General features: G+C 30.3%; 21 protein-coding genes. 11 read left to right on the top strand and 10 right to left on the bottom strand.

Annotation, left to right across the window (positions count from 1 at the left end; translation table 11 throughout):
• Positions 1-87: 87 nt before the first annotated feature.
• The 4 genes from RRF68_RS02340 to RRF68_RS02325 all read right to left on the bottom strand — a co-directional run bounded on the left by RRF68_RS02340 (position 88) and on the right by RRF68_RS02325 (position 2301).
• Positions 88-684: a DUF4252 domain-containing protein gene (locus RRF68_RS02340; RefSeq protein ID WP_218772619.1), complete on the bottom strand. Its 597-nt coding sequence runs from the start codon at positions 682-684 to the stop codon at positions 88-90.
• A gap of 76 nt (positions 685-760) precedes the next feature.
• A complete protein-coding gene (locus RRF68_RS02335) occupies positions 761-1291 on the bottom strand; it encodes a DUF4252 domain-containing protein (RefSeq protein WP_315944862.1) in 531 nt (176 codons plus the stop codon).
• Positions 1292-1334: 43 nt separating this feature from the next.
• A complete protein-coding gene (locus tag RRF68_RS02330) occupies positions 1335-1805 on the bottom strand; it encodes a hypothetical protein (RefSeq protein WP_315944861.1) in 471 nt (156 codons plus the stop codon).
• Entirely contained in the window at positions 1792-2301 is a 510-nt protein-coding gene (locus tag RRF68_RS02325) for a sigma-70 family RNA polymerase sigma factor (protein ID WP_315944860.1), read from the bottom strand. The genes RRF68_RS02330 and RRF68_RS02325 overlap by 14 nt, the downstream gene beginning before the upstream one ends.
• Before the next feature lie 159 nt (positions 2302-2460).
• Between RRF68_RS02325 and RRF68_RS02320 the strand changes: the two genes are divergently transcribed.
• Positions 2461-3915 (top strand): S41 family peptidase, encoded by a 1455-nt coding sequence (locus RRF68_RS02320; RefSeq protein ID WP_315944859.1) that lies wholly within the window; start codon positions 2461-2463, stop codon positions 3913-3915.
• Between the two features lie 110 nt (positions 3916-4025).
• On the opposite strand, the gene RRF68_RS02315 is transcribed toward RRF68_RS02320, so the two are convergent.
• A complete protein-coding gene (locus RRF68_RS02315) occupies positions 4026-4919 on the bottom strand; it encodes a DUF72 domain-containing protein (RefSeq protein ID WP_315944858.1) in 894 nt (297 codons plus the stop codon).
• A gap of 3 nt (positions 4920-4922) precedes the next feature.
• Positions 4923-5876 (bottom strand): patatin family protein, encoded by a 954-nt coding sequence (locus RRF68_RS02310; RefSeq protein WP_218772625.1) that lies wholly within the window; start codon positions 5874-5876, stop codon positions 4923-4925.
• 327 nt (positions 5877-6203) lie between these two features.
• On the opposite strand from RRF68_RS02310, the gene RRF68_RS02305 reads away from it, so the two are divergent.
• The 9 genes from RRF68_RS02305 to RRF68_RS02265 all read left to right on the top strand — a co-directional run bounded on the left by RRF68_RS02305 (position 6204) and on the right by RRF68_RS02265 (position 20243).
• Positions 6204-6494: a hypothetical protein gene (locus tag RRF68_RS02305; RefSeq protein ID WP_218772626.1), complete on the top strand. Its 291-nt coding sequence runs from the start codon at positions 6204-6206 to the stop codon at positions 6492-6494.
• Positions 6495-6569: 75 nt separating this feature from the next.
• Positions 6570-7385: a GLPGLI family protein gene (locus RRF68_RS02300; RefSeq protein WP_218772627.1), complete on the top strand. Its 816-nt coding sequence runs from the start codon at positions 6570-6572 to the stop codon at positions 7383-7385.
• A 14-nt stretch (positions 7386-7399) separates the two neighbouring features.
• Entirely contained in the window at positions 7400-10072 is a 2673-nt protein-coding gene (locus RRF68_RS02295) for a hypothetical protein (protein WP_218772628.1), read from the top strand.
• Between the two features lie 38 nt (positions 10073-10110).
• Entirely contained in the window at positions 10111-11169 is a 1059-nt protein-coding gene (locus RRF68_RS02290; protein WP_275316784.1) for a WD40/YVTN/BNR-like repeat-containing protein, read from the top strand.
• A 77-nt stretch (positions 11170-11246) separates the two neighbouring features.
• A complete protein-coding gene (locus tag RRF68_RS02285; RefSeq protein WP_275316782.1) occupies positions 11247-14183 on the top strand; it encodes an amidohydrolase family protein in 2937 nt (978 codons plus the stop codon).
• A gap of 19 nt (positions 14184-14202) precedes the next feature.
• Positions 14203-15501, top strand: a complete 1299-nt coding sequence (locus RRF68_RS02280; protein WP_315944857.1) for an amidohydrolase family protein — start codon at positions 14203-14205, stop codon at positions 15499-15501.
• A gap of 202 nt (positions 15502-15703) precedes the next feature.
• Positions 15704-16495 (top strand): TrmH family RNA methyltransferase, encoded by a 792-nt coding sequence (locus RRF68_RS02275; RefSeq protein ID WP_218772632.1) that lies wholly within the window; start codon positions 15704-15706, stop codon positions 16493-16495.
• 99 nt (positions 16496-16594) lie between these two features.
• Positions 16595-17848 carry a DUF2254 domain-containing protein gene (locus RRF68_RS02270; RefSeq protein WP_315944856.1) on the top strand — a complete coding sequence of 418 codons (1254 nt, stop codon included), beginning with the start codon at positions 16595-16597 and terminating at the stop codon, positions 17846-17848.
• Positions 17849-17933: 85 nt separating this feature from the next.
• Positions 17934-20243 carry a DNA topoisomerase 3 gene (locus RRF68_RS02265; protein ID WP_315944855.1) on the top strand — a complete coding sequence of 770 codons (2310 nt, stop codon included), beginning with the start codon at positions 17934-17936 and terminating at the stop codon, positions 20241-20243.
• Positions 20244-20810: 567 nt separating this feature from the next.
• Here the strand turns inward: RRF68_RS02265 and RRF68_RS02260 are convergent.
• The gene (locus tag RRF68_RS02260) at positions 20811-21485 is read right to left on the bottom strand and encodes a TrmH family RNA methyltransferase (protein ID WP_275316691.1); all 675 of its coding nucleotides are present in this window, start codon (positions 21483-21485) and stop codon (positions 20811-20813) included.
• Between the two features lie 50 nt (positions 21486-21535).
• Here RRF68_RS02260 and RRF68_RS02255 point away from each other — a divergent pair, with 50 nt between their 5' ends.
• Positions 21536-22222, top strand: a complete 687-nt coding sequence (locus RRF68_RS02255) for an NAD-dependent deacylase (RefSeq protein WP_315944854.1) — start codon at positions 21536-21538, stop codon at positions 22220-22222.
• Here RRF68_RS02255 and RRF68_RS02250 read toward each other — a convergent pair.
• The 3 genes from RRF68_RS02250 to RRF68_RS02240 all read right to left on the bottom strand — a co-directional run bounded on the left by RRF68_RS02250 (position 22203) and on the right by RRF68_RS02240 (position 25670).
• Complete coding sequence (locus RRF68_RS02250; RefSeq protein ID WP_315944853.1) at positions 22203-22670, bottom strand: DUF6495 family protein; 468 nt, start codon at positions 22668-22670, stop codon at positions 22203-22205. The two genes, RRF68_RS02255 and RRF68_RS02250, sit on opposite strands and share 20 nt — an antisense overlap.
• A complete protein-coding gene (locus tag RRF68_RS02245) occupies positions 22660-23343 on the bottom strand; it encodes a peptidoglycan DD-metalloendopeptidase family protein (protein WP_315944852.1) in 684 nt (227 codons plus the stop codon). The genes RRF68_RS02250 and RRF68_RS02245 overlap by 11 nt, the downstream gene beginning before the upstream one ends.
• Positions 23344-23408: 65 nt before the next feature.
• Positions 23409-25670, bottom strand: a complete 2262-nt coding sequence (locus RRF68_RS02240; RefSeq protein ID WP_218772639.1) for an aconitate hydratase — start codon at positions 25668-25670, stop codon at positions 23409-23411.
• Positions 25671-25693 lie beyond the last annotated feature (23 nt).

Genomic DNA, 25693 nt, shown 5'->3' with positions numbered 1-25693 from the left:
AAATCTATTGGGAGGCTTGTTAATGAGTCGTTAAAAAGAAAAAGCCATCAATAAATTGATGGCTTTTAGTTATTTTATACTAGTTTTTTAGTTAGAAGCTTCTACTGTATCTTCTTCAGTAACTTGCTTTTTATTTTTCATTGGTATTGTATTTCCTAACAGCGCTTTAAACTTACTTAAATCTAAATCACCACCATCTACTTTTGCTTTCTGCATCATCTGCATAATCTTACCAGGATTCATATTGTCACCTAAAATACGTGCAATACCTACTCCCATTTCTTTACCATAACCAAAGGCAATAATTTCATCTACAGCATCAGTTTCACCTGAATAATAGATTGTAGCATGCATACCATCTTTTTTAAAGTTGATTAATTTTTTATAATCAGATCCTTTTAAAATATCTTTTAACTTTCCTTTTTCCTCTTCATAAGTTGCTTCATCAGCATCTTTATAAGGTAAACCCGTTAAGTTTACTTTGCGAATGCTTTCGAATGCTTTTTTATCTTCTTCGGATGCTTTATCCATACTTAACTGTAGTATGCTCGCAGGAACATCTAAAGTTATAAATCCTTTTTTATCTTGACTGTCTACTAAATAACTTTGCAATGAAGCTTCTTTTTTACATGAAACTGTTACAAATGAGATTGCTAGTAATGAATATATAAATAGTTTTTTCATTGTATTTTTTATTTTTGAATTGGTTAAAAAAATAGGGTTAAAAAATTTATTTCTTAACCCTATATTAAAGAAAGTATTACTTGCTACTAACTTTTACTTTTACATTATTATCTTTCGAAAATGTTTCTGCTAGTTTCGACATTTTATTAATATCGATAGTTCCTGTTAAAGAAACAATAACCGATTCTACTCCACCTTTTTTAGATCCTTTATCTTTTACGAACATTAAAACTTCACTAACAAAATCTTTGTTTTTTGTAGTTCTAACGTAAATTTTAACTCTAGAATCCTTGTCTTTGATACGCATTAATTCGGTTAAATTACTTTTACTTACAGCAGATTTTACCATGTTTTCCATTTGCGAAGCAATACTTGCATTTTCTGTAGTAAATATTTTTAATTCATTTAATTCTTTAATCAAATTAAAAACTTCAACAGCTTCATTATCTCCAGAACCTACGTTAAATTTCGATAGCATTTCAAAAGCATCTTTGTTTACAACTACTGATGAGACGTCGTCTATATCTTCTAACTTATCAAATATTGATTGTCCGAAACTTAAGTTTGCCGTGAATACGAATGCGAATATTATAATTATTTTTTTCATGATTGTTTTAATTTATAAAGTACTTGGTTTTACTTTTTTGTTATTAATTTACTGTGTTTATTACTTTGTTTACTGTTTTTTCGTAGGTATTTAAGTATTGTAAAGCATCAGTTCCTTTGTTTAAGTTGTTTGAAACCGCATATAATGCGTCGTTTCCTTTGTTTAAATTGACTGAAAGCAGTTGCAACGCTTCTGTTACTTGCGCAAACTTTTTTCTTTGCTGATGTTCTTGGTACTTTTCATTACCTACAAATACACTAAATAGTAAGACTACTGACGCTGCTACCGATAACCATTTCCAGTTCTTCTTAGGTTTCTCAGGTTTTAACTGAATGGTTTTGGTAAACGTTTCGTGTTTACTTTGTTTAAAATATCCAAACAACATACTGTACTCTTGCAAATGTGGCGCCACGTTAGGCGACGTAAAATACTCTTGTAGTATTTGCTCTTCTTGCAAAGTAGTTTCTGCGTTTAGGTATTTTTCTACTAATTTATCTATGTTAGCTAACTCCATAGTTGTGTTTTTTTATTAATTCTTCTCTAATTGTTTTTCTTGCTCTTGATAAGGCTACTCTAACAGCAGTTGGTTTCATGTCTACCATTTTACATATCTCATCAAAATTATATTGCTCTACATCTCTTAATTGAATAATTGTTTTTTGTTGTTCTGGTAATTTATCAATCAATTTGTGTACTAAATTTACACTGTCATTATGTTCTACTTTCTTATCTAAAGAAGTTTCTTTTTCTTTATAATTACTATGAACCAATGTTAAATTACTTGCCTGCTTTGATTTTAAACGATCATAACAATAATTTTTTGTCATCGTCATAGCAAATGCTTCTACATTTTTATAGTCTGACAATTTTTCTTTGTTCCTCCATAATTTAAAAACCAGTTCTTGTGTAGCGTCTTCAGCTTCTTCGGTAGAAACTAAAAGTCTTTTTGCCAAACGAAAGACCTTGTCTTTAAATGGTAGTACAACTTTTAAAAAGTCTGATTGATTCATGGTTTAGTTAGTTAGTTTTGTAAACTTAGTATTAAAACACCGTCTTAACAATCAGGTTTACATAACTACGACGAGGTAGTTGTAAGTTTGTTACATCAAAATCTAAAAAAATAATATTAATCATTAAATTGCGTTGATATTAAAGCTAATATATTCCTTATGAAAATACTTAAAGCCTCTCTTATTGTTTTTTTACTACTATCAATAGTATCTTGTAGTGAAAAAGATGACACTCCTACTGATGTTCAAATTCAGAATTTTGTTTGGAAAGGATTAAACGCATATTATTTATGGCAAAGTGATGTTCCTGATTTATCAGACAGGCGTTTTAATAACGACCAAGAATTATATAGTTATTTATCTGAAGCAGGAAGTCCGGAAAATTTATTTAACAATTTATTGTTTTTACCAAACGAATACCCAAAAGACCCGAACAGAACTTATTCTTGGATTGTTGATGATTATATAGCCTTAGAAGAATCTTTTGAAGGTACACGCCAAACAACCGGAATGAAAGTAAGAGGAGCCGATTTTGAAGATGGTTCTAATAATTACTATGTGTATGTGTACGATGTTGTAAAAAATTCTGATGCAGAAACGAAAGGTGTTGTTAGAGGAATGTTAATTACCGAAGTAAACGGAACCTCTTTAACAAGAGCTAATGTAAATTCGCTGTTTAGTGCAGCTTCTTTTACGGTAACATTAGCCGATTATAATGCTGGGAATCCTGTTAGCAACGGAACAACCATCTCGTTAACTAGAGCTACAATAACAGAAAACCCAATTAAAGAAGCTAAAGTAATTGTTAATGGAGCCAATACCATCGGTTATATAATGTACAACCAATTTTCTCGTGATTTTGATGGCGAATTAAATGCGGAGTTTGCCAAGTTTAAATCACCACTTATTACCGATTTAGTAATCGATTTACGATACAACGGTGGTGGTTCTGTGCAAACAGCTGTATATTTAGGAAGCATGGTTACTGGTCAGTTTAAAGACCAATTATATGCTAAAGAAGTATGGAATAGCAAAGTGTTAGCAGCAATAAATCCTGAGTTTTTAATTAATAACTTTACAGATAAAATTTTAAATAAAGACAGTAATGGTAATGTGGTTTTAGACGAAGCTATTAACAGTTTAAATTTAAACACCATCTATTTTATTGTTTCTGAAAACACAGCTTCGGCATCAGAACTTATTATAAATGCGCTTTCTCCTTATATTGATGTAAAGTTAATAGGCGTACAAACTTACGGGAAACATGTAGGTTCTATTACCTTATACGACTCTGAGGATTTTAGAAGAAATGGCCCTAATTTTAAAACAAATCATGCTTATGCAATGCAGCCAATTGTTTTAGAAATTCAGAATGTAGATGGAGAAAATAAACCTGATGGATTTATTCCTGAAGTGACTATGGAAGAAGACCCAGGTAATTTGGGTGTAATTGGTGATCCTACCGAACCTTTACTAGAAAGAGCTATTCAATATATAACAACGGGTGCTAAAGGAGTTTCTTCAACTAAAAAAAGAAATACCAACTTTACGCCGCAGTGGAATTCTAACATGAAATACAGTGATTATAACAATATGTATATCAATTTAAAATAAATCAACTTCGTCAATCTGAACTTGTTTCAGGTTCTCATCTTAACATATATTATTATTATTATAAGTTTTTAAATAATTGAAAAATCCAGCTTTAAAGCTGGATTTTTATTTTACAACAAGCTCATTTGTTGTTGCGTATTTTCATTCGGAACTTTTAAATTTGTTCCTAATTCTTTGTTTAATTTTTTAATAAAATAAGCTCCTAACAAAGGCGATTCTAATTCTATATTCTGATGAATAAAAAAATGTATCTTCTTTAACCCTAAATCGTTCCATTCTTTTAATCGAATTACCCAAGCATCTAAACGTTCATAATCCGACGGATGATTTGCGCCTACAAATCGTATAAAAGCTTCGTTATTTGTCAATCTCATATGCAACATGTCTCGCCTACCAGCAGTGTCAACTAATATATTTGCGATATTATTTTCTTGTAATAATTGCGTAAACTCATCAAAAACTGTGGTCTTTAAAAACCATTCTTCATGCCTAACTTCTATCGCTAACGGAATTGCTTTAGGCCAACTAATTACAAAATTTTTAAGTGCTTTAAAGTTTTCTGGTCCAAAATCAGCATGCATTTGTAAAAAAATAGTTCCTAGCCTATCTTGTAAATGTGCTGAATTATCTAAAAAAGAGTTTACAAAATCTTGAGTGCCTTGCAAGCGTTTAAAATGACTAATATCTTGTGTTAGCTTCGGAAAAAACTTAAATCCTTTAGGTGTTTTTAATTTCCACTTTTCAAACTGTTCTGCAGAGAAAAGACGGTAAAATGTAGCATTTAATTCAATTGAATTAAACTGTTTCGAATAATACCCTAATTCATCTTTTGTTCCCTTCGGATAAAATCCTTTTAAGTCGGCTTTATTCCATTTAGCACAACCTACATATATATTAGACTTTTCTACATCATCAAAAGAATTTAATAATTTTATTGTTCTCTCGTGAGTGCAGGGCAATGAAAAATCTACTAACTCTGGCAACTCTACTTTTCCGAACTGCATATTTTATCTATTTTCTAAACCCTCTTCTATTTCTTGATTCTCTACCATTTCTGGTCTAAATTGACTCATTTTTTCATCGTCTAGTCTTTTTGCATACAGATAACCTGATGTCCACCATTTTTTCATTTTTTCTTTATCAAAAACCAATGAATTTGTTGTTAAAACTGTTGGCGTGTAATATAAATTAAGCTTCACATCATTATGCTTTGCTGATAACTTACCTATGGTAATATTATGTCTTTCTACATTTTCGAGCATAAAATCAAAAACATCTAACATTAACGAAAACGGATTTTTAGCATGCATTCTATTAATTTGCGTAACCTCTGTTTCTAGAATAATAGCATCTATTTCTTTGGCTCCTCTTAAAATTGCTTCTCTAATTGGTACTAAACTACCAAAACCTCCATCTGCATATTGGCAACTGTTTTTTTCTAACAAACTCATAAAAGGTACATAATTACACGAACCCCAAATCCAATCACAAAAATCATCATAACTACATTCAGAAATAGCTTTGTATTCTATTTGATTTGCTGTTAAGTTAGACACTGTTACGACAACTTCTTTGTTGTTTTTTCGAATTTCTTCATACATTTCTCGCGTAACATTCTTCTTTATAAGTTTTCGCAAATTTTTACTCTCTCCAAAAGTTTTTCTGCCGTTTAAAAAATTCCAAAAAGTATTTATGTGGCGAATAGAAATAACTTTTTCTCCATGAACTTTTGTTATTTTAAAAGGGCTGTTACTAAAAATAGAATTCTGATTTACATTGGTATATAATTCTTTTAAAGCGTCTAGTTTTTTTAAAGCTAAGTGAGAAACCATTAAACTTCCTGTAGAGGTTCCTAAAAACAAATCATAATCATTTTTCTTTTCTTTCATCAAAAACTCAACTACACCGCCTGCAAATGCTCCTTTGCTTCCACCTCCAGAAATTACCAATGCTTTTTTCATATAATTGATTTGATTTTATCTATTTTTAGTTTTGTAAAAATAGATAATATTATTCAGTAGAAGATATTTATAAAAAATAACATTTTATTTTGCTTTTTGAGTTTTTTTTTTTTTTTAGATTTGAAAACTTTTAAATAGAATCTGATCAATTCTGACTTAAAAATTGCCGGTAGAAAAAGAATGTATATATAAATTGCGACCATTCTTTTTTAAATTATTCTAGATACACTTATACTTTAGAAAAACGTTTTTCTAAAGTATAAATATTGTTTTAAATGCAATAAATGTTGCATATAAATTTATTAACTAATTTAAAAAACACAAATAATGAAAAAAATAATATTTACTTTAGCTTTTATGCTAGTTAGCTCTATAACTTTTGCTAACAATTCTGTAAAAAAAGAAGAAATTAAAACTGTTAAGGTTGAGTTAATGAATAACAAACAAGCAGACATGTGGATGTCTACTTGTACTAGAACTGTTACTAATAGTGATACAGGTGAATCTTACACAGTTAGCGGTCTTGGTTTTGGTAGTTCACGAGCATCAGCTAGAGCTAATTGTCATTCTAATTCACTAAAAGTAGCTAATGATTTAGTAAGCGAATTAGGGAATTAATAATTAAAAAAATGTTAGGGAGGTATAAGGTTATTTAAAACCTAACCTCCTTTTTTTTATAAAACTAAAATTATTATGATAAAAAAAATATTTGCATTATGTCTTATTATAGTTGGTATTAATTCTATCTATTCACAACAAGATTCTATAAGTGTATATCAAATACAATACGAAAGAACATTGAATCTAGATCATCTATACAATCCTTTAGTAGCTACTTATGAATATACCAAATTTATTGAATATAATAAATCAATTTACAAGAAAAAAAGTAATGTTAAAAAATCAAATTCCTCTTTAGTAAAAGAAAAAGATAATGATTCTCCTATATTTTTTAATTTATCAGGCAAGAATGTTGGTACCGTTTTTAAAAATTATGGTAAAAATGAATTTTTCTACAAGCACCAGATAATAAATAAACCCTTTGTTGTTAAAGACAGTTTAACTATTTTTAATTGGGCTATTAAGAATAAAAAGAAAGAAATTTTAGGTTTTAGTTGTCAATTGGCTTCTATGGATTTTAGAGGAAGAAAATACGAAGCTTGGTTTAGCACAGAACTTCCTGTTGGAGGCCCTTGGAAATATGATGGTTTACCTGGTATGATTTTGGAGCTTAAATCTACCGATAATTTTATAGCCTTTAAAACTATTAGTATTAAAAATAATAAAATTAAGTTAGGCGCATTAAAGAATCCTTTTAAAACAAAAAAAACACTTACTTGGGATCAATTTAAGGCGTTATATAAGAAAAAAGCTCTCGAACTTTTCACCTACCAAACAGACAAACATCATCTAGGTACAGAAAGCTCTAGGGGTGGTATTGAAATGTACATAAGTGAAGATGATAGAGAATATAATAAAGCTTTAAAAGCACATCAAAAGAAACAATAAATTACTTATTAAAATTGAGTACAAAAGATAAAATTACGTTTATTCTGTTTCTTACTTTTTTTGGTTTAAAATTTAGTTATTCCCAAATAATAAAAGGTACAATTTCAAACATTAAAGGAAACCCTTTAACTGCTAATATTCTAATAAAAACACCTAATAATATTGAAACTATTAGTGAATTTATTTTAGTTAATAAGGGTAAATTTTCTTATCAATTAAAGAAGAAATATAATACTACTGGTGTAGTTTTAGAAGTTACTGCTGCAGGTTATACTCCTTATGAAAAAATTATAAAACCTTCAGAGTTTAAAAAAATTATAAATTTAAAATTTATATTACTAGAACAAAAAATTGAAAAACTTGATGAAGTTGTTATTGAAGCTAAAAAAAAGTTTACAATTAAAAAAGACACCGTTACTTATAAAGTAGCAGCATATAAAGATGGTACAGAAAGAAAAGTAGAAGATTTATTAAAAAACTTACCTGGTGTAGAGATAAATGATAGCAATGGCATCATTAAATATAAAGGAAAAACTATTGAAACGGTTACTATTGAAGGAGATAATTTATTTGATTACAATTACAGTATTGGTACTAAAAATATTAATATAGATTTAGTTAAAGAAATTGAAGCTATAGAGAATTACTCTGAAAACAGTTTACTTAAAGGTATTGAAAACAGCAATAAGGTTGTTTTAAACCTGAAATTAAAAGAAAACAAAACAGATTATTCACTAAGTACCGATTTAGGAATTGGAGATTTTCCTGACTCAAAAAAAACTCCGTTAGATGTCTCTGCTAATTTATTAGGTATCAATAAAAAACACAAATCATTTGCCATAGTAGCATACAATAATATTGGAGAAAATGCATCCCCTTTTAATTACTTTAATAATCAACTAAATTTAGAGCAAATTAAAGAGCTTAAGTATTTAGCTGAAAAAATAATACCCGAATTAACTTTACTACAAGTTACAAACAACAATTTATCTAATATAAATAATCAGTTTTTTGGTAACTTAAATAGCATTTATAGTTTTTCTAATAAAATAAAAGCTAAAGTAAATTTATATTCTATTTCGGATAAAATTGAAAGTAGTCAATTTTCAGAAAGCAACATAGAAATTAATAATCAAGTTTTCAATACTTTTGATAATCAATTTATTCAAAAAAGACCTGTACAATATAGAGGAGATATTGAATTAAAATATAACACTTCAAAATCATCATTATTAAAATATGATATCAGCATAAGAGATGAAGTTATTAATAATAACAAAACTATATTCTCTAACCAAAGTGATGACTTTCTTTCATATTCAAAATTCAAAAACATATTTCTTAAACAAAACCTAGAATACACTAAAAAAATATCTGATAAAAAAGTATTGCAATTAAATTTAGTAAATACAATAAATACTGTTGATCAAAAGTTAAACATTGAACCTTCTGTTTTTAACAGAAACGAATATGAAAAAGATATTCAAAATCTTAATTCAAAAAAAAGGCATACTTCTTTTAAAGCCATTTTACTTGGTAAAAAAAACAATAATAAGTACACGTTTTCAGTAGGAACTAACTTAATAAATCAAAATCTTAATTCTAATTTATTTAGTCAAAACAGTACACAAAATTTATCTATTGCAAATAGTTTAAATAATGTAAACTATACAAAAAATGAAATTTACAATCATGCTTCGTACAGTTTTAAGTTAGGAAAAACATCTATAACACCCAATTACTCCTTAAAATATTTATATCAAAATTTAAACGAAAATAACACATCATTAAATTCTGGAATAGTTGTCTTTGAACCTTCAATTAATATTAGATATAAAATAGATAGAACATCTTCATTAAGTTTAAATTCGGGGTTAAACAAAGATACTTCAGTTATGAAATATTTATTTTCTAATCAAATATTAATAGATAATAGAATTGTAAAAAATAACATCCCAAATATATCTTTACAGAATAACCAAGCATTTAATTTATTCTATTCAAAAAATGATTTATTTAATCAATTTCAATTATATATAGGTGCAAATTATATAAAACAAAAAGGAAACTTTTTTAATAATACTTCCATAAACGAAAATGCTACTAAAACTACAAACTTCTTTCTACCTGAAAGCACCGAAAATATTGCTTTAAATTTTAATGTTTCTAAGTTGATACCTGCTTTAAAAACTAATTTTAAAATTACTTCAGCTTATTCTATTTTTAATTATAAAAATATCATTAATAATTCAGAACTTAGAAATAATAAAAGTAAGTTTTCAACCAATAGTCTTTTTTTTAAAACAGCATTTTATATACCTATAAATATAGAAAACAAGACTACATATGTGCTGCAAGAAAATAAAAGTACCAATAATATCTTTTTAAATAAATCTTTAGAAAATAAACTAAAATTAATTTTTAAACCATCTAAAGAAATTTCTGGTTCAATTTCTTATAATTATTTTATACCTTCTTTTAAAGATAAAAAAAATAATTACTCATTTTTAAATTCTAAAATATCTTTTAGACCCAAAAATAAAAATTGGCAATTTAGTTTATCTGGTGTTAACCTCTTAAACGAACAGTTTTATACTCAAAAAAATACTACTGATATTTCCAGTGACACTTTTCGTTTAAATATACTTGAAAGACACTTTTTATTTAATTTTTCATACTCTTTTTAAAGTCATTTAATTAAATTAGTGATCTTAAAACTACAAAAATGAATCGATTATTTGCCTTTTTTCTATTAACTGCCTTAACAATTTCTTGCAAAAAAGAAAACTTACCCAGAACCCTAAAAAAAATAAATATCACCGAGTTTAAAAGAGATAGCGCAAGTATTAGAGCTATTTATCCAATAAATAAAACTAGTTTGTATTACGCTAGTTCAAATGGTGTGATTGGTTTTACCAAAAGCAATGGAGACAAGTGGGGTGAAAATTCTTTTATTAATATTAAAGATAATGACACCCTTATTCCTAATTTTAGAAGTATTACTTATAACGGAACTGCTGTTTTTGCGTTAAGTATTGGCAACCCTGCATTATTATATAAATTAGATAACACTAAAAAACAAACCACTTTAGTTTACAAAGAAGTGCATGACAAAGTATTTTACGATAGCATGAAATTCTTTGCCGATGGTAAACACGGTATCGCAGTTGGTGATCCTACCGAAAATTGTGCTTCTATTATTTTAACTTCGGATGGTGGAAATACTTGGAACAAATTATCTTGTGAGAACTTACCTATTTTTGAAGAAGGTGAAGCTTTTTTTGCTGCAAGTAACACCAATATAAAAATTATAAATAATACCGTTTGGATTGCTTCTGGAGGCACTAAAGCAAGAATTTTAAAATCTACTGACTACGGAAATACTTGGCAAATTTATGATACACCTATAATTCAAGGTAACGGGCCACAAGGAATTTATTCTATCGATTTTTATGATGAATTAAACGGTATTGCCATTGGAGGTAATTATGCAAAACCAAACGACAACTGTGCCAACAAAGCCATTACTTCTGATGGTGGAAAAACTTGGACGTTAGTTGCCGATAATCAAAACCCTAATTATAAAAGTTGTGTGCAATATGTACCTGATACTAATGGTAAAGAAATTTTTGCCGTAGGTAAAACCGGAATTTCATTTTCTAATGATGGCGGACATACTTGGACGGAAGTAAGCAGTGATTCTTATTATACCATTAAATTTGTTGACAAAAATACAGCATGGTTGTCTGGCGATCAAAAAATTGGAAAGCTAGTCTTAAAGTAATCTTAATTATTTGTTAAAACGTTATTTGCTCATTATTAAATAAATATCTTTATCACATAAATCAACTTAATTAATCAATGAAAAAAGTACTCATTCTACTCTTATTTCTTTGTGTATCAATAGTACATGCACAAGAATACTTTCCAAGTAATACAGGAGTTAAAACATCAAAAAATAAATTATATGCATTTACTAATGCAAAAATTTATGTAAGTCCAACCAACATTATAAAAAAAGGAACACTACTAATTAAAGACGGTAAAGTTTTAGAAATAGGTAAATCTGTTGCCATTCCTAAAGGAACTGAAACCGTTAATTTAAATGGTAAAACTATTTACCCTTCTTTTATTGATGTGTATTCTGATTTTGGAATAAAAGCACCTAAAAGAGAAGGTGGTCGCGGACAAGGACCACAATATGATGCTAGTAGAAAAGGATACTATTGGAACGATCATATTAGACCTGACGTAAATTCTTTTAACGATTTTAAATTCGATACTAAAAAAGCCAAAGAATTATTAAACTTAGGTTTTGGTACTGTAAATACGCATTTAGAAGATGGAATTATGCAAGGTAACGGAGTTTTAGTAGCTTTAAACCCTGCTACTTCTGATGCCTATCGTATTTTAAATAAGCAATCTGCTAATTACCTTTCTTTTAGTAAAAGTAATAAAACACGTCAGTCTTACCCTACATCGCGTATGGGAGCCATGGCGTTGTTAAGACAAACGTATTTAGATGCCGCTTGGTATGCTAAAGGAAATATAGAAAATACTGATTTAGCTTTACAAGCTTTAAATGATAAAAAAGATCTTCCTCAAATATTTAGAGCAGGTAATTATTTAGATGATTTACGTGCAGATAAAGTAGGTGATGAATTCGGAATTCAATATACAATTGTAGGTGGTGGTAACGAATACGAACGTATCAATGCTATTAAAAACACCAACGCTACTTTTATTATTCCTATCAATTTCAGAAAAGCATACGATGTAAGTAATGCTTTTTTAGCGGATAAAATTGAGTTAAGCGATATGCGTAAATGGAATCAAGAGCCTGCAAATCCTGCAGCACTTGCTAAAAATAATGTTCCCTTTGCATTAACTACTTATAAGTTAAAAAAAGCTACTGACTTTACAGCTAATTTACAAAAGGCTATAAAGTTTGGTTTAGACAAAACAACTGCCCTAGAAGCTTTAACAAGTATTCCTGCTAAAATTCTACAAAACGATAAAATAGGAAACTTAAACAAAGGTAGCTTTGCTAACTTTTTAATTACTTCTGGTGATATTTTTGATAAAAACACAACGCTTTATGAAAACTGGGTACAAGGAGATAAAAATGTAGTAAACGATATTACTATTAAAAATATTTCTGGTGAATATACTTTAGCTGTAAATGGAGAAACATATAAAATGTCTATCAGCGGAAAAGGAACTAAGCAAAAAGCTACTATAAAAAAGGATGCTAAAAAAATTAGTTCTAAGTTTTCATTTGTAGATAATTGGGTGAAAATTACTTTAAGAGATGGTGATAATTTTTCTCGTTTGTCAGGATTTGTTGATCATAAAAACCTAAACGGAACTGCGATTAATAATAGCGGAAACGAAACTAATTGGACAGCTACTTTCAACTCTAAAAAAGATGAGAAAAAAGATGAGAAAAAGGAAAAGAAAACTACTGTAGTTGCTGTTTCTTATCCTAATATAGGGTTTGGAAATTATACTAAACCACAACAACAAACTATTTTAATTAAAAACGCAACAGTCTGGACTTCAGAAAACAATGAAGTTTTAACAAATACGGATGTTTTAATTAAAGATGGTAAAATTTCTCAGATAGGAAAAAATCTTTCAAATCACGGTGCTAAAACTATCGACGGAACTGGTAAATTCTTAACTGCTGGTATTATTGACGAACATTCGCATATTGCAACTTCTGCAGTAAACGAATCTGGCCACAACTCTACTGCCGAAGTAACAATTGAAGATGTTGTAGATCCTGATGATATTAATATTTACAGAAACATTGCTGGTGGAGTTACTTCTATTCAAATTTTACACGGCTCTGCAAATCCAATTGGTGGTCGCTCTGCCATTATCAAGTTAAAATGGGGAGAAGAAGCTGATGGATTAATCTATAAAAATACGCCTAAATTCATCAAATTTGCTTTAGGTGAAAATGTAAAACAAGCGAATTGGGGAGATACTCAAACAGTTCGTTTTCCACAGACACGTATGGGAGTTGAACAGGTTTATATCGATTATTTTCAAAGAGCAAAAGAATACGATACTAAAAAGAAAAACGGACAACCATATCGTAAAGATATTGAGTTAGAAACATTGGCTGAAATTATAAATAAAGAACGTTTTATTTCATGTCACTCTTATGTGCAGTCTGAAATTAATATGTTAATGAAAGTTGCTGAAAAGTTCAATTTTAACATCAACACTTTTACACATATTTTAGAAGGTTATAAAGTTGCTGATAAAATGAAAGAGCACGGCGCTGGTGGTTCTACATTTGCAGATTGGTGGGCTTATAAATACGAAGTTAACGATGCAATTCCTTACAATGCTGCAATTATGCACAACCAAGGAATTACAGTTGCTATTAATTCTGATGATGCAGAAATGTCTCGTCGTTTAAATCAAGAAGCTGCTAAATTAATTAAATATGGTGGTTTATCTGAACAAGAAGCTTGGGCTACAGTTACCATAAATCCTGCAAAATTATTACACTTAAACGACCGTACAGGTAGTATTAAAGTTGGTAAAGATGCAGATGTTGTTTTATGGAGCGGTAACCCGTTATCAATTTATTCTAAAGCAGAAAATACCATTATTGATGGTGCGCTTTATTTTGATATTAAAAAGGATAAAGAAAAACGTGCAGTTATAAAAAATGAGCGTTCGAAACTGATTAATATGATGCTAAAAGAAAAATTAAAAGGCGCTAAAACACAAGCTCCTGTTAAGAAAGCTAAAAAATTATTTCACTGTGATACAGAATAAGAACTTAAAAATAATAAACATGAAATTTAAAATAATATATAGTTTAGTTTGTTTCTTATTCTTAGGAAATATACTAGCACAACAAACACCTGCGCCCAAACAAACGCAAGATTATAGCATTGAAGGTGCCACCGCTCATTTAGGAAACGGAAAAGTTATCGAAAATTCTTTAATCATGTTTTCTAACGGAAAAATTTCTTTCGTTGGTAGTGCAATGATGAAAATTGCTAGAAGAGGAACAGTAATTAATGCTAAAGGAAAACATGTATATCCTGGGTTTATTGCAGCAAACACTTCTTTAGGTTTGGCAGAAATAGATGCCGTAAGAGCTACAAGAGATTTTGATGAAGTAGGTTCTATGCTACCACATATTCGTAGTATTATAGCATATAATACCGAAAGTAAAGTAATTGAATCTATGCGTCCGAACGGAGTTTTAATGGCGCAAATTACGCCTCGTGGTGGTGTTATTTCAGGAACATCATCTATCGTACAATTTGATGCTTGGAACTGGGAAGATGCTGCTTTAAAAACAGACGATGGTATTCATATGAATTGGCCAAGTAATTTTAGCAACGGTCGTTGGTGGTTAGGTGAAGAACCTGGCTTAAAACCAAATAAAGATTATGCAAAAAATATAGCTCAAATAACTAGCTATATCAATAATGCAAAAGCATATTTGGTTGGTGATAAAGCTGCTAAAATTTTACCTTACGAGGCATTGCAAGGAGTTTTAAACGGATCTCAAAAAATGTTTGTTCACGTGAGTGGTCAAAAAGCGATTACTGATGCCGTTACTACTTTAAAAAAGATTGGAATCAATAACTTAGTAATAGTCCACGGACAAGAAGCTGAAAAGGTTGCAGATTTACTAAAAGAAAATAATATTCCGGTAATTTTAGAACGCGCACACCGTTTACCTAGTGCCGAGGATGAAGATTATGATTTACCTTATCGTGCTGCTAAAATATTATCAGACGCTGGTATTTTAATTGGTTTAGGTATGGAAGGTGACATGGAGCGCATGAGTGCTCGTAACATTCCGTTTTACGCAGGTACATACGCTGCTTACGGATTAGGAAAAGAAAAAGCTTTACAGTTAATTACTCAAAACAATGCTAAGATTTTAGGTGTTGATGATAAAGTAGGAACTTTAGAAGTTGGTAAGGATGCTACGTTATTTATATCTGAAGGTGATGCTTTAGATATGCGAACAAATATTTTAAACGAAGCTTTTATACAGGGCCGAAAAATTAGTTTAGAATCACACCAAACAAAACTTTGGAAACGTTATTCTAATAAATATAAAAATCAATAATAAAATTAGTATTTTAAGAAACGTCATTCCGAGCAACGTGAAGGAATCTTTAAGTTATGAGCTCCTAATTTTAAGAGTACTTCGAAATTAAAAATTTCACGTAACGACGTTATATATCAATATTATAATAGCTTTTTAATTCAATTATAAATTGTATTATAAATACTATCAAAAATACCCTTAATTGGGTATTTTTGTATTTATGAAACAGATTAGCAGCATACAGAATCCTTATATTAAAGATTTATTAAAACTTCAAGATAAATCTCGCGAGCGAAAAAAGAAAGGATTGTTTTTAGTTGAAGGGCAACGTGAAATATCTTTAGTTGTTGGCGGTGGTTATGAAATAGAAACTATTTTATTTGTTCCGAATATGTTCTCTAACGAAAATTTAGATAAGCTGTTAAAACATACTACAAACTGTATAGAAATCACCAAAGAAATTTATCAAAAAATAGCCTATCGAGATACTACCGAAGGTGTAGTTGCTGTTGTTAAGTCTAAAACATTTAATTTAAAAACGATTCAATTTAATACCACTACTCCACTTGTTTTAGTTTTAGAAGGCATTGAAAAACCAGGTAATATTGGTGCTATGTTGCGTACTGCTGATGCTGCAAATGTAGATGCTGTTTTTATAGCAAATCCAAAAACCGATTTATTTAATCCTAACATTGTACGCTCTAGTGTTGGTTGCTTGTTTACCAATCAGATTGGCATAGGAACATCCGAAGAAATTATTGAATTTTTACAACAGTATAAAATTAATATTTACAGTGCTACGCTTCAAAATTCTAACGAATATCACAAAAATGACTATACCAAACCAACTGCTTTAGTTGTAGGAACCGAAGCAACCGGATTAACACAAATTTGGAGAGATAAAGCAACGCAAAACATCAATATACCAATGCAAGGTCAAATAGATTCTATGAACGTTTCTGTGGCCGCGGCTATTTTAACTTTCGAAGCTAAAAGACAACGTGGGTTTTAGTCTATCTGTATCTAAAACATTTTTTTCTGTAAATTAGCTATTTAGTTAAAATGAAATGATAGCTTAAAATTACTTCTTGTTTAATTAAAAAATTATTTGATGAAAAAAAAAGTAATTATTTATTATAATAAAATCCGTCAGCAACTATGGTTTAGACCGCTTTTATTCTGTTTATTTTCAGTTTTTGGGGCACTCTTAGCACATCAAATAGATGGTTTTGGAATTAGCAAACATGTTCCTAGTATAGACACAGACTCTATAAAAGGGCTTTTAGATACCATATCTTCAAGTATGTTGGTAATTTCTATATTTGCTGTAACATCTATGCTATCTGCATTTTCATCAGCAAGTAGCACGGCAACTCCAAGGTCTTTTAAAATTGTAGTTACAGATGATGTTTCTCAAAATGCTCTATCCGTTTTTATCGGAGCCTTTATATTTAGTATAGTTGCTACTATAGCTCTTGATAATGGGTATTATCAAAAAGCAGGTAGGTTTTTACTTTTTTTATTAACCTTAATATTATTTACTGTTGTTATTTTAACATTTTTACGATGGGTAGATAAAATTTCAAGATTAGGTCGTTTAGAGCACACAATACAACAAATAGAAACGGTAGCTTCTAAAGCTATAGCAACTTATATTAAATACCCAAATCTAAAAGCTAATCCCATTAAAAAAAAATTTAATAAGGCTAATGCTATATGCGGAAACACAATTGGTTATATACAACACATTAATATAGAAGTATTACAAGAATTGGCTGAAGAAAAAAAAATAAAAATTCAACTAAATTGTTTACCAGGAAAATTTATTAATAAAAACTTTGTTGTTGCTTATGTTAGTAGCGAGACTGATATAGAAATTAAAGAAATACAACAAAGTATTAATAGTGCGATTCATGTAGGTCATAATAGGTTGTATGAAGATGATCCTAGATTAGGATTTACCTCTTTAACCGAAATTGCAAGTAGAGCTTTATCACCAGGGATAAATGACCCTGGCACAGCAATACAAATTATTGGTTGCCATGAGAGGCTCTTTTTTTTATGGCAACAAAAAGCTCAAGAAGAAGAACAAGAACATGAAGTTACATATAATCGTGTTGAAGTGCCCCAAATAGCTATCGCTGATTTTTTTGATGATGCTTTTAGACCAATTGCAAGAGACGGTGCTAATAATATTGAGGTTATGCTAAGATTACAAAAAACCTTTAAATCAATTGCAACCATTGATAATGATAAATTCAAAAAAAATGCTTTAAAAAATTCTGAGGACGCATATAATAGAGCTGAAAAGGCTATTGAGTTTAATAATGATTTAATTTTATTACGAAAAAAGTGTTTATTTTAAAATAAATCATCAATTAACATATTCCAAAATTACTATCTACACGAACCAATTTATTTTAGTAATTTCGAATTTCTAAATAGCGTTAATGAAAGTCTGTATTGCCGAAAAGCCGAGTGTAGCTCGCGAAATTGCTAATATATTAGGAGCCAATACCAAACGAGATGGTTATTTCGAAGGTAATGGTTATGCGGTTACCTATACTTTCGGACATTTATGCACACTTTTAGAACCTAAAGACTACAAACCGCATTGGAAAAGTTGGGATTTAAATAACTTACCCATGCTTCCCGAACGTTTTAACACCAAAGTAACCAACGATGGTGGTATAAAAAAACAGTTCAACATTGTTAAATCGTTATTTGAAAGAGCTGATGTTGTTATAAACTGTGGAGATGCTGGTACAGAAGGAGAACTCATACAACGTTGGGTAATAAACCAAGCAAATTATAAAGGTGAAGTACAACGCTTATGGATTTCTTCACTAACTGAAGAAGCTATTAGAGAAGGTTTTAATAATTTAAAACCAGCCGAACAGTATGATAATTTATACTACGCAGGTTTTTCTCGTGCCATTGGCGATTGGTTATTAGGTTTAAATGCAACACGATTATACACCGTTAAATTCGGGGGTTATAAACAAGTATTGTCGGTTGGTAGAGTGCAAACCCCTACCCTAGCGATGTTGGTGAATCGTTTTAAAGAAATTCAACATTTTAAACCACAACCTTATTGGGAACTACAAACTTTATATCGCGAAACACTTTTTAGTTACGAAGAAGGGCGTTTTTTAAAGAAAGAAGAAGGTCAGGTTTTTGCTGATAAAGTAAAAGAAAGCGATTTCGAAATTACTTCGGTTACCAAAAAGAAAGGAAAAGAATACGCACCTAAATTATTCGATTTAACAGGTTTACAGGTATATTGTAATAATAAATTTGGCTTTTCTGCGGATGAAACCCTAAAAATGGTTCAGAAGCTTTATGAAATGAAAGTTGTTACCTATCCAAGGGTTGATACTACTTTTTTACCTAACGATGTCTACCCAAAAGTAGCAGGTATTTTAGGTAAGCTTACAAATTACAGTCAGTTAACAAAACCTTTATTAGGACAGAAAATAAAGAAATCTAAAAAGGTTTTTGACGATAAAAAAGTAACCGATCACCACGCTATTATTCCTACCGGAATTCAGAATAATTTACAGTACAATCAACAACAAGTGTATGATATTATTACACGTCGTTTTATTGCTGTTTTTTATCCAGAAAGTGATGTTTCTAACACTTCGGTAATTGGTGAAGTTGATAAAATAGCTTTTAAAACAAGCGGAAAAGAAATAGTATCCAAAGGATGGCGTGTTGTTTTTGAGCACGGAAACGATACTAAAAAAACAGAAGCAAACACCTTACCTACTTTTGTAAAAGGTGAAAAAGGACCACATGAACCTAGCTTTTTAGAAAAAGAAACCAAACCGCCACGTAATTATACTGAAGCAAGTTTATTACGTGCTATGGAAACTGCGGGAAAGCAGGTTGATGATGATGAAATGCGAGAATTGATGAAAGAAAACGGAATTGGTCGTCCGTCTACTCGTGCAAGTATTATAGAAACTTTATTTAGAAGAAAATATATAGAACGTCAAAAAAAATTAGTGATTCCTACCCAAACAGGAATCGATTTAATTGATTTAATTGACAATGAATTATTAAAATCTGCCGAATTAACCGGTCGTTGGGAAAAACGTTTAAAAGAAATTGAACGAGGAGAATTTAATGCCGGAACTTTCATAAACAACATGAAAAAAATGGTAGACGAATTAGTGTACGAAGTCCGTTCTAGCACTAAAACAAAACGACTGTCTTCAGAAAATGAAGCTCCGAAACCAAAACCAAAAAAGGCAGCATCTAAGAAAAAATCAGTAGTATCTAAAGAATGCCCGAAATGTAAAAAAGGTCAGTTATTAAAAGGAAGTACCGCCTACGGATGTTCTGGTTATAAAAGCGGATGTGACTTTAAATTACCTTTTAGTTTTATGGATAAAAAAATATCTGAGAATCAATTAATTCGCTTGATTGACAAAGGATGTACTACTAATTTAAAAGGGTTTAAGCACGGCAACGATAAAGTTGAAGGATTGGTTCGTTTTGATGCTAATTTCAATTTAAAACTAGAACAAAAACAAACGTCGGTTAAAGCGCAATCGAAAACAACCGAAGTTTCTGAAACAATTATTTGTCCGAAATGTAAAAAAGGAACTGTTTTAAAAGGAAAATCTGCTTACGGATGTTCTCTTTACAAAAATGGTTGTGATTTTGTATTTACTTTTGATAACATTAAAAAAATAGCCAACGGACAAACGTTAACTAAAGAGTTGGTTTTAAAAATTATAAGTTCTAGTTAAATTAAATGTCATTACGAGTGAAAAACGAACGAAGGAATCTCTTCTCTTAACAGTAAGGTTGCTTCATTTTATTCGCAATGACAAAACATTAGAACACTAAATATACTATTTAACTTCATTACTAGTGAAGAATGAACGAAGTAACCTCTTACTTCTTTTAATAAGATTACTTCATTTTATTCGCAATGACAAAACATTAGAACACTAAATATACTATTTAACTTCATTACGAGTGAAAAACGAACGAAGTAATCTCTTACAATAAGATTGCTTCATTTTATTCGCAATGACAAAGCATTAAAACATTAAACTTACTATTTAACGTCATTACGAGAGAAGAATGAACGAAGTAATCTCTTACTGCTTACTAATTTCTTACTTCTTTTAATAAGATTGCTTCATTTTATTCGCAATGACGAAACATAAAAACACTAAACTTACTATTTAACGTCATTACGAGAGAAGAATGAACGAAGTAATCTCTTACAATAAGATTGCTTCATTTTATTCGCAATGACGTACACTCTATTATAAGAAACTGAAAAAAAAATAGGTTAACGGATGTATTTATTTACTAAGTTCTTTCTGATAATATTCAATTAACTTATCAGGGTTTTTAATGGTGTTTTTTATCCATTCAAAATACAACTCTTTCTTTTCTGCATCACTTAATTGCCAATCGATATTTGTCTTCTTTAAACGAGAAGTTACCTCATTTAAAGTAATTGCTGCTGCAACCGATATATTTAAACTTTCGGTAAAACCAACCATCGGTATTTTTAAAAATCCGTCAGCTTCTTGTTTAATATAATCTGAAATTCCGTCTTTTTCGGCTCCAAAAACAAAAGCAGATTTTTTAGTAACATCAAAATCAGCCAAAACACACGAATCGGTATGCGGCGTAGTACCAATTATCTGATATCCTTTCGCTCGTAAATCTTCTAAACAAGCTTTGGTATTATCGCCATCTTCTTTAAAACGGTTAATATTTAACCATTTCTGACTTCCTTTTGCCACATGACGAGAAACTTTATTGGTAAACCTATTTTCAATCGCATACACATCTTGTACTCCAAAAATATCGCAACTTCTCACCACCGCACTTGCATTATGAGGTTGGTAAATATCTTCTAAAACAACTGTAAAATGGCGTGTTCGCTCATTTAACACCCTATTAAATGTTTCTTTTCTTTTATCCGTAATAAAACCTTCTAAATATGCAAATAATCCTTCGTCAATCATAGTACAAACATACTAAAATTTCATATTTTTAAGGAGTAAAAATTTTACTGATGAAAAAACGAGTAGTAATATTAACAGGTGCTGGAATTAGTGCCGAAAGCGGAATAAAAACTTTTAGAGATGCTGATGGTTTATGGGAAGGTCATGATATTTATGAAGTTGCCACACCTGAAGGTTTTTATAAAAACCCTGAATTAGTACTCGATTTTTACAATCAACGAAGAAGACAATTACTAAATGTTTCTCCTAATGAAGCTCATTATAATCTCGCTAAACTAGAAAAAAATTACCATGTTGATATTATTACTCAGAATGTAGACGATTTGCATGAACGCGCCAAAAGCAAAAACGTTTTACATTTACATGGAGAATTGCGAAAAGCAAGAAGTACTACCAATAAAAACTTGGTTTATAACTGCTCAAAAGATATTGTTTTAGGTGATATTTGTGAAGATAAATCACAATTAAGACCGCATATTGTTTGGTTTGGTGAAGATGTGCCAATGCTTGACAAAGCAATTGAAATTACATTAAAAGCTGATATTTTAGTAATAATTGGAACTTCAATGCAAGTATATCCTGCGGCTAGTTTGATTGATTATATCTCAGATAAAACACCTGTTTATTTTATAGATCCAAAACCTGTTGTAAACAAAAACGCCTTTAGTAATTTAACAATTATTAAAGACGTTGCTAGTTTAGGAACTGAAAAGTTACTTACGATGTTAGCTTGTTAAAATATGTAAATAGCTCGCCTTTAGAAATAGTACTTCCTTTTTCTATCAAATCAAAAACTTCAGCGTTTCTTTCTTGTTCGTATTTTTTGGTTCCTGTAAAAAATTCTATTTTTTCGTCATTAGGGTTTTTCATCAACCATTCAAAACCTTCTTGCTCTAATAAATTTATTTCTTTATCAATTTTAATAACAATACGATGAATTTCTTCTTCATCACATTTAAATAAGTTTACCACTTTTGGGGAAAAATGTTCTAAATGTCTTGTTTTAGTAAGCACGTCATCCCAAACAACATCACTAAAAACATTCATTTCATCCTCAGCCACTTTAGGTTTCTCTTCTTTTAATTCTTTCCACTCTTTAGCATCAATGCTTTGAGAGGCTAAAAAACGAGCGAATTCTTCATGCAATCCTTCAAATTGTTCTTTGGTAAGTTGTCTATACTTCATTTGGCAATTTTAATAATAAATTAGGGTTTGGACAATTATTTTTATAAAAGTCTAACGTTTTTATAGATGAAACTCCCGGATAGTCACCTAGGTTACCTTCCATATCAATTATCAGTTGAAAATGTAAATGAGGAGCATAATCTCCGTTTATTGAGTTATCACCTAACATTGCTATTTTTTCACCTTGTAATACTTTATCTCCAACACTTAAGTTGTTTAGTGAATCTTCTGATAAATGACCATAAAGTGAATAAAAAACACAATTATCAGCAGTGTGTTTTAAAATGATGGTTGGCCCGTAATCACCGTGATTTGTGTTATTTTTAAAACTATGTATTTCACCATCTAAAACCGCTAAAACAGCAGTATTAGCATCGCACCATAAATCGATACCTAAATGAATATTTCGCTGATTTTCTTTGGATTGTTTATTAAAATATTCACTTCTATTGTAAATATCTCTAGTCTCTAAATATCCTCCAAAAGCAACTTCTTTATCATTTTCTTTAAGATAATTATTGATATAAACTTCCCATTCATCTGAAGAAGCAACATCAAAGGTTAAATCTTTATTTGAGCTCGCTATTGAGATAGGAATATATTTGGTAATTGGTATTTCTTTATCAATTACAAATAATGGTTTTTTTGAAATATTTTTGAGTGCTTGTATCATTTGACAAAAATAAAAAACTCCAGATAAAATCTAGAGTTCTTTTATATTAATTAGTTAGGCCTACTCTAAGCGTTTTGCTTTTTAATTAAGTTTAAAGCAGAACCTTCATTATACCATTCTATTTGCCCTTGATTGTACGTATGATTTGCCATAACTACATCTTTAGAACCATCAGCATGAACAACTTCAATCGTTAAAGGTTTATTAGGTGCAAAATCTTTTAAATCAACAAAATTAAAAATGTCATCTTCTTGAATTAAATCATAATCAGATTCAATAGCAAACGTTAAACCTAACATTCCTTGTTTTTTAAGATTGGTTTCATGAATACGCGCAAAAGATTTTACAATAACCGCTGCAACACCTAAATGACGTGGCTCCATAGCTGCGTGTTCTCTTGATGAACCTTCACCGTAATTATGATCTCCTACTACAATAGATTCTATTCCTGCTGCTTTGTATGCTCTAGCTACATCTGGTACACCACCAAATTCTCCTGTTAATTGATTTTTAACAAAATTTGTTTTCTTACCAAAAGCGTTTACGGCACCAATTAAGCAGTTGTTAGAAATATTATCTAAATGTCCACGGTAACGTAACCATGGCCCTGCCATAGAAATATGATCTGTAGTACATTTACCAAATGCCTTTATTAAAAGTTTAGCCCCTTTTATATTATTTCCTAAAGGTTTAAAAGGTGTTAATAACTGTAAACGTTCAGAGCTCGGATTCACTGAAATTTTCACAGCACTTCCATCTTTTAAAGGTTCTTCATAACCAGAATCTATAACATCAAATCCTAAAGGAGGCAACTCAATACCTTTTGGTTCATCTAATTTTATTTCTTCACCATCTTCATTAATCAAAGTATCGTTCATTGGATCGAAATCTAAACGACCTGAAATTGCAATAGCAGCAACCATTTCTGGCGATCCTACAAATGCATGTGTATTTGGGTTTCCGTCTGCACGCTTAGAAAAGTTTCTATTAAATGAATGTACAATTGTATTTTTTTCTTCGCCTTTTCTATCACTTCTGTCCCATTGCCCAATACATGGTCCACAGGCATTCGTAAAAATAGTAGCATCTAAATCTTCAAATATTTTTAAAACGCCATCACGTTCAGCAGTAAAACGAATTTGCTCTGAACCAGGGTTGATTCCAAAATCAGATTTCGGTTTAATCTTTTTATCTACCGCTTGTTTTGCGATGGATGCAGCTCTCGTTAAATCTTCATAAGAAGAATTTGTACAAGAACCTATAAGTCCCCAATCTACTTTAATTGGCCAACCATTTTCTTTTGCTTTTGCTCCTAACTCACCAACTGGCGTTGCTAAATCTGGTGTAAAAGGTCCGTTTAAATGTGGACGTAGCGTACTTAAATCAATTTCAATAACTTGGTCAAAATATTCTTCTGGATTTGCATATACTTCTTCATCACCTGTTAAATATTCTTTTACTTTGTTCGCTTCATCGGCAACATCACTTCTATCGGTAGCACGTAAATAACGCTCCATTGATTTATCATAACCAAAAGTAGAAGTCGTAGCACCAATCTCTGCTCCCATATTACAAATGGTTCCTTTTCCGGTACAAGATAAGTTCCTTGCTCCTTCTCCAAAATATTCAACTATAGCTCCTGTACCTCCTTTTACAGTTAGAATACCAGCTACTTTAAGAATAACATCTTTAGCAGACGTCCATCCATTTAAGCTACCTGTTAATTTTACTCCTATAAGTTTCGGGAATTTAAGTTCCCAAGCCATTCCTGCCATTACATCAACTGCATCTGCTCCACCTACACCAATTGCTACCATTCCTAAACCACCTGCATTTACGGTGTGAGAATCAGTACCAATCATCATACCTCCTGGAAAGGCATAATTTTCTAAAACAACTTGATGAATAATTCCTGCTCCTGGTTTCCAAAAACCAATACCATATTTATTAGAAACTGATGCTAAGAAATCAAAAACTTCACTACTTGTTTTGTTTGCGCGTTTTAAATCTACTGCAGCTCCTTGTTTTGCTTGAATCAAATGATCACAATGTACTGTTGTTGGTACAGCTACTTTTGGTTTTCCGGCTTGCATAAATTGTAATAAAGCCATTTGTGCTGTAGCATCTTGACACGCAATTCTATCTGGTGCAAAATTGACATAATCTTTACCTCTTTGAAATGCTTTGTTAGAAGTTTCATCCCAAAGGTGAGCGTATAAAATCTTTTCTGAAAGTGTTAACGGTTTACCTACAATTTCTTTAGCTTTTTCTACACGCTCAGCCATTGTAGCATAAACCTTCTTTATCATTTCTATATCAAATGCCATACTTTTTTTTTAAAAATTTATTG

This window comes from Tenacibaculum sp. HL-MS23 (assembly GCF_032463465.1).
Classification (GTDB): domain Bacteria; phylum Bacteroidota; class Bacteroidia; order Flavobacteriales; family Flavobacteriaceae; genus Polaribacter; species Polaribacter bernardetii.
This window is presented reverse-complemented; position numbering and strand designations above follow the sequence as displayed.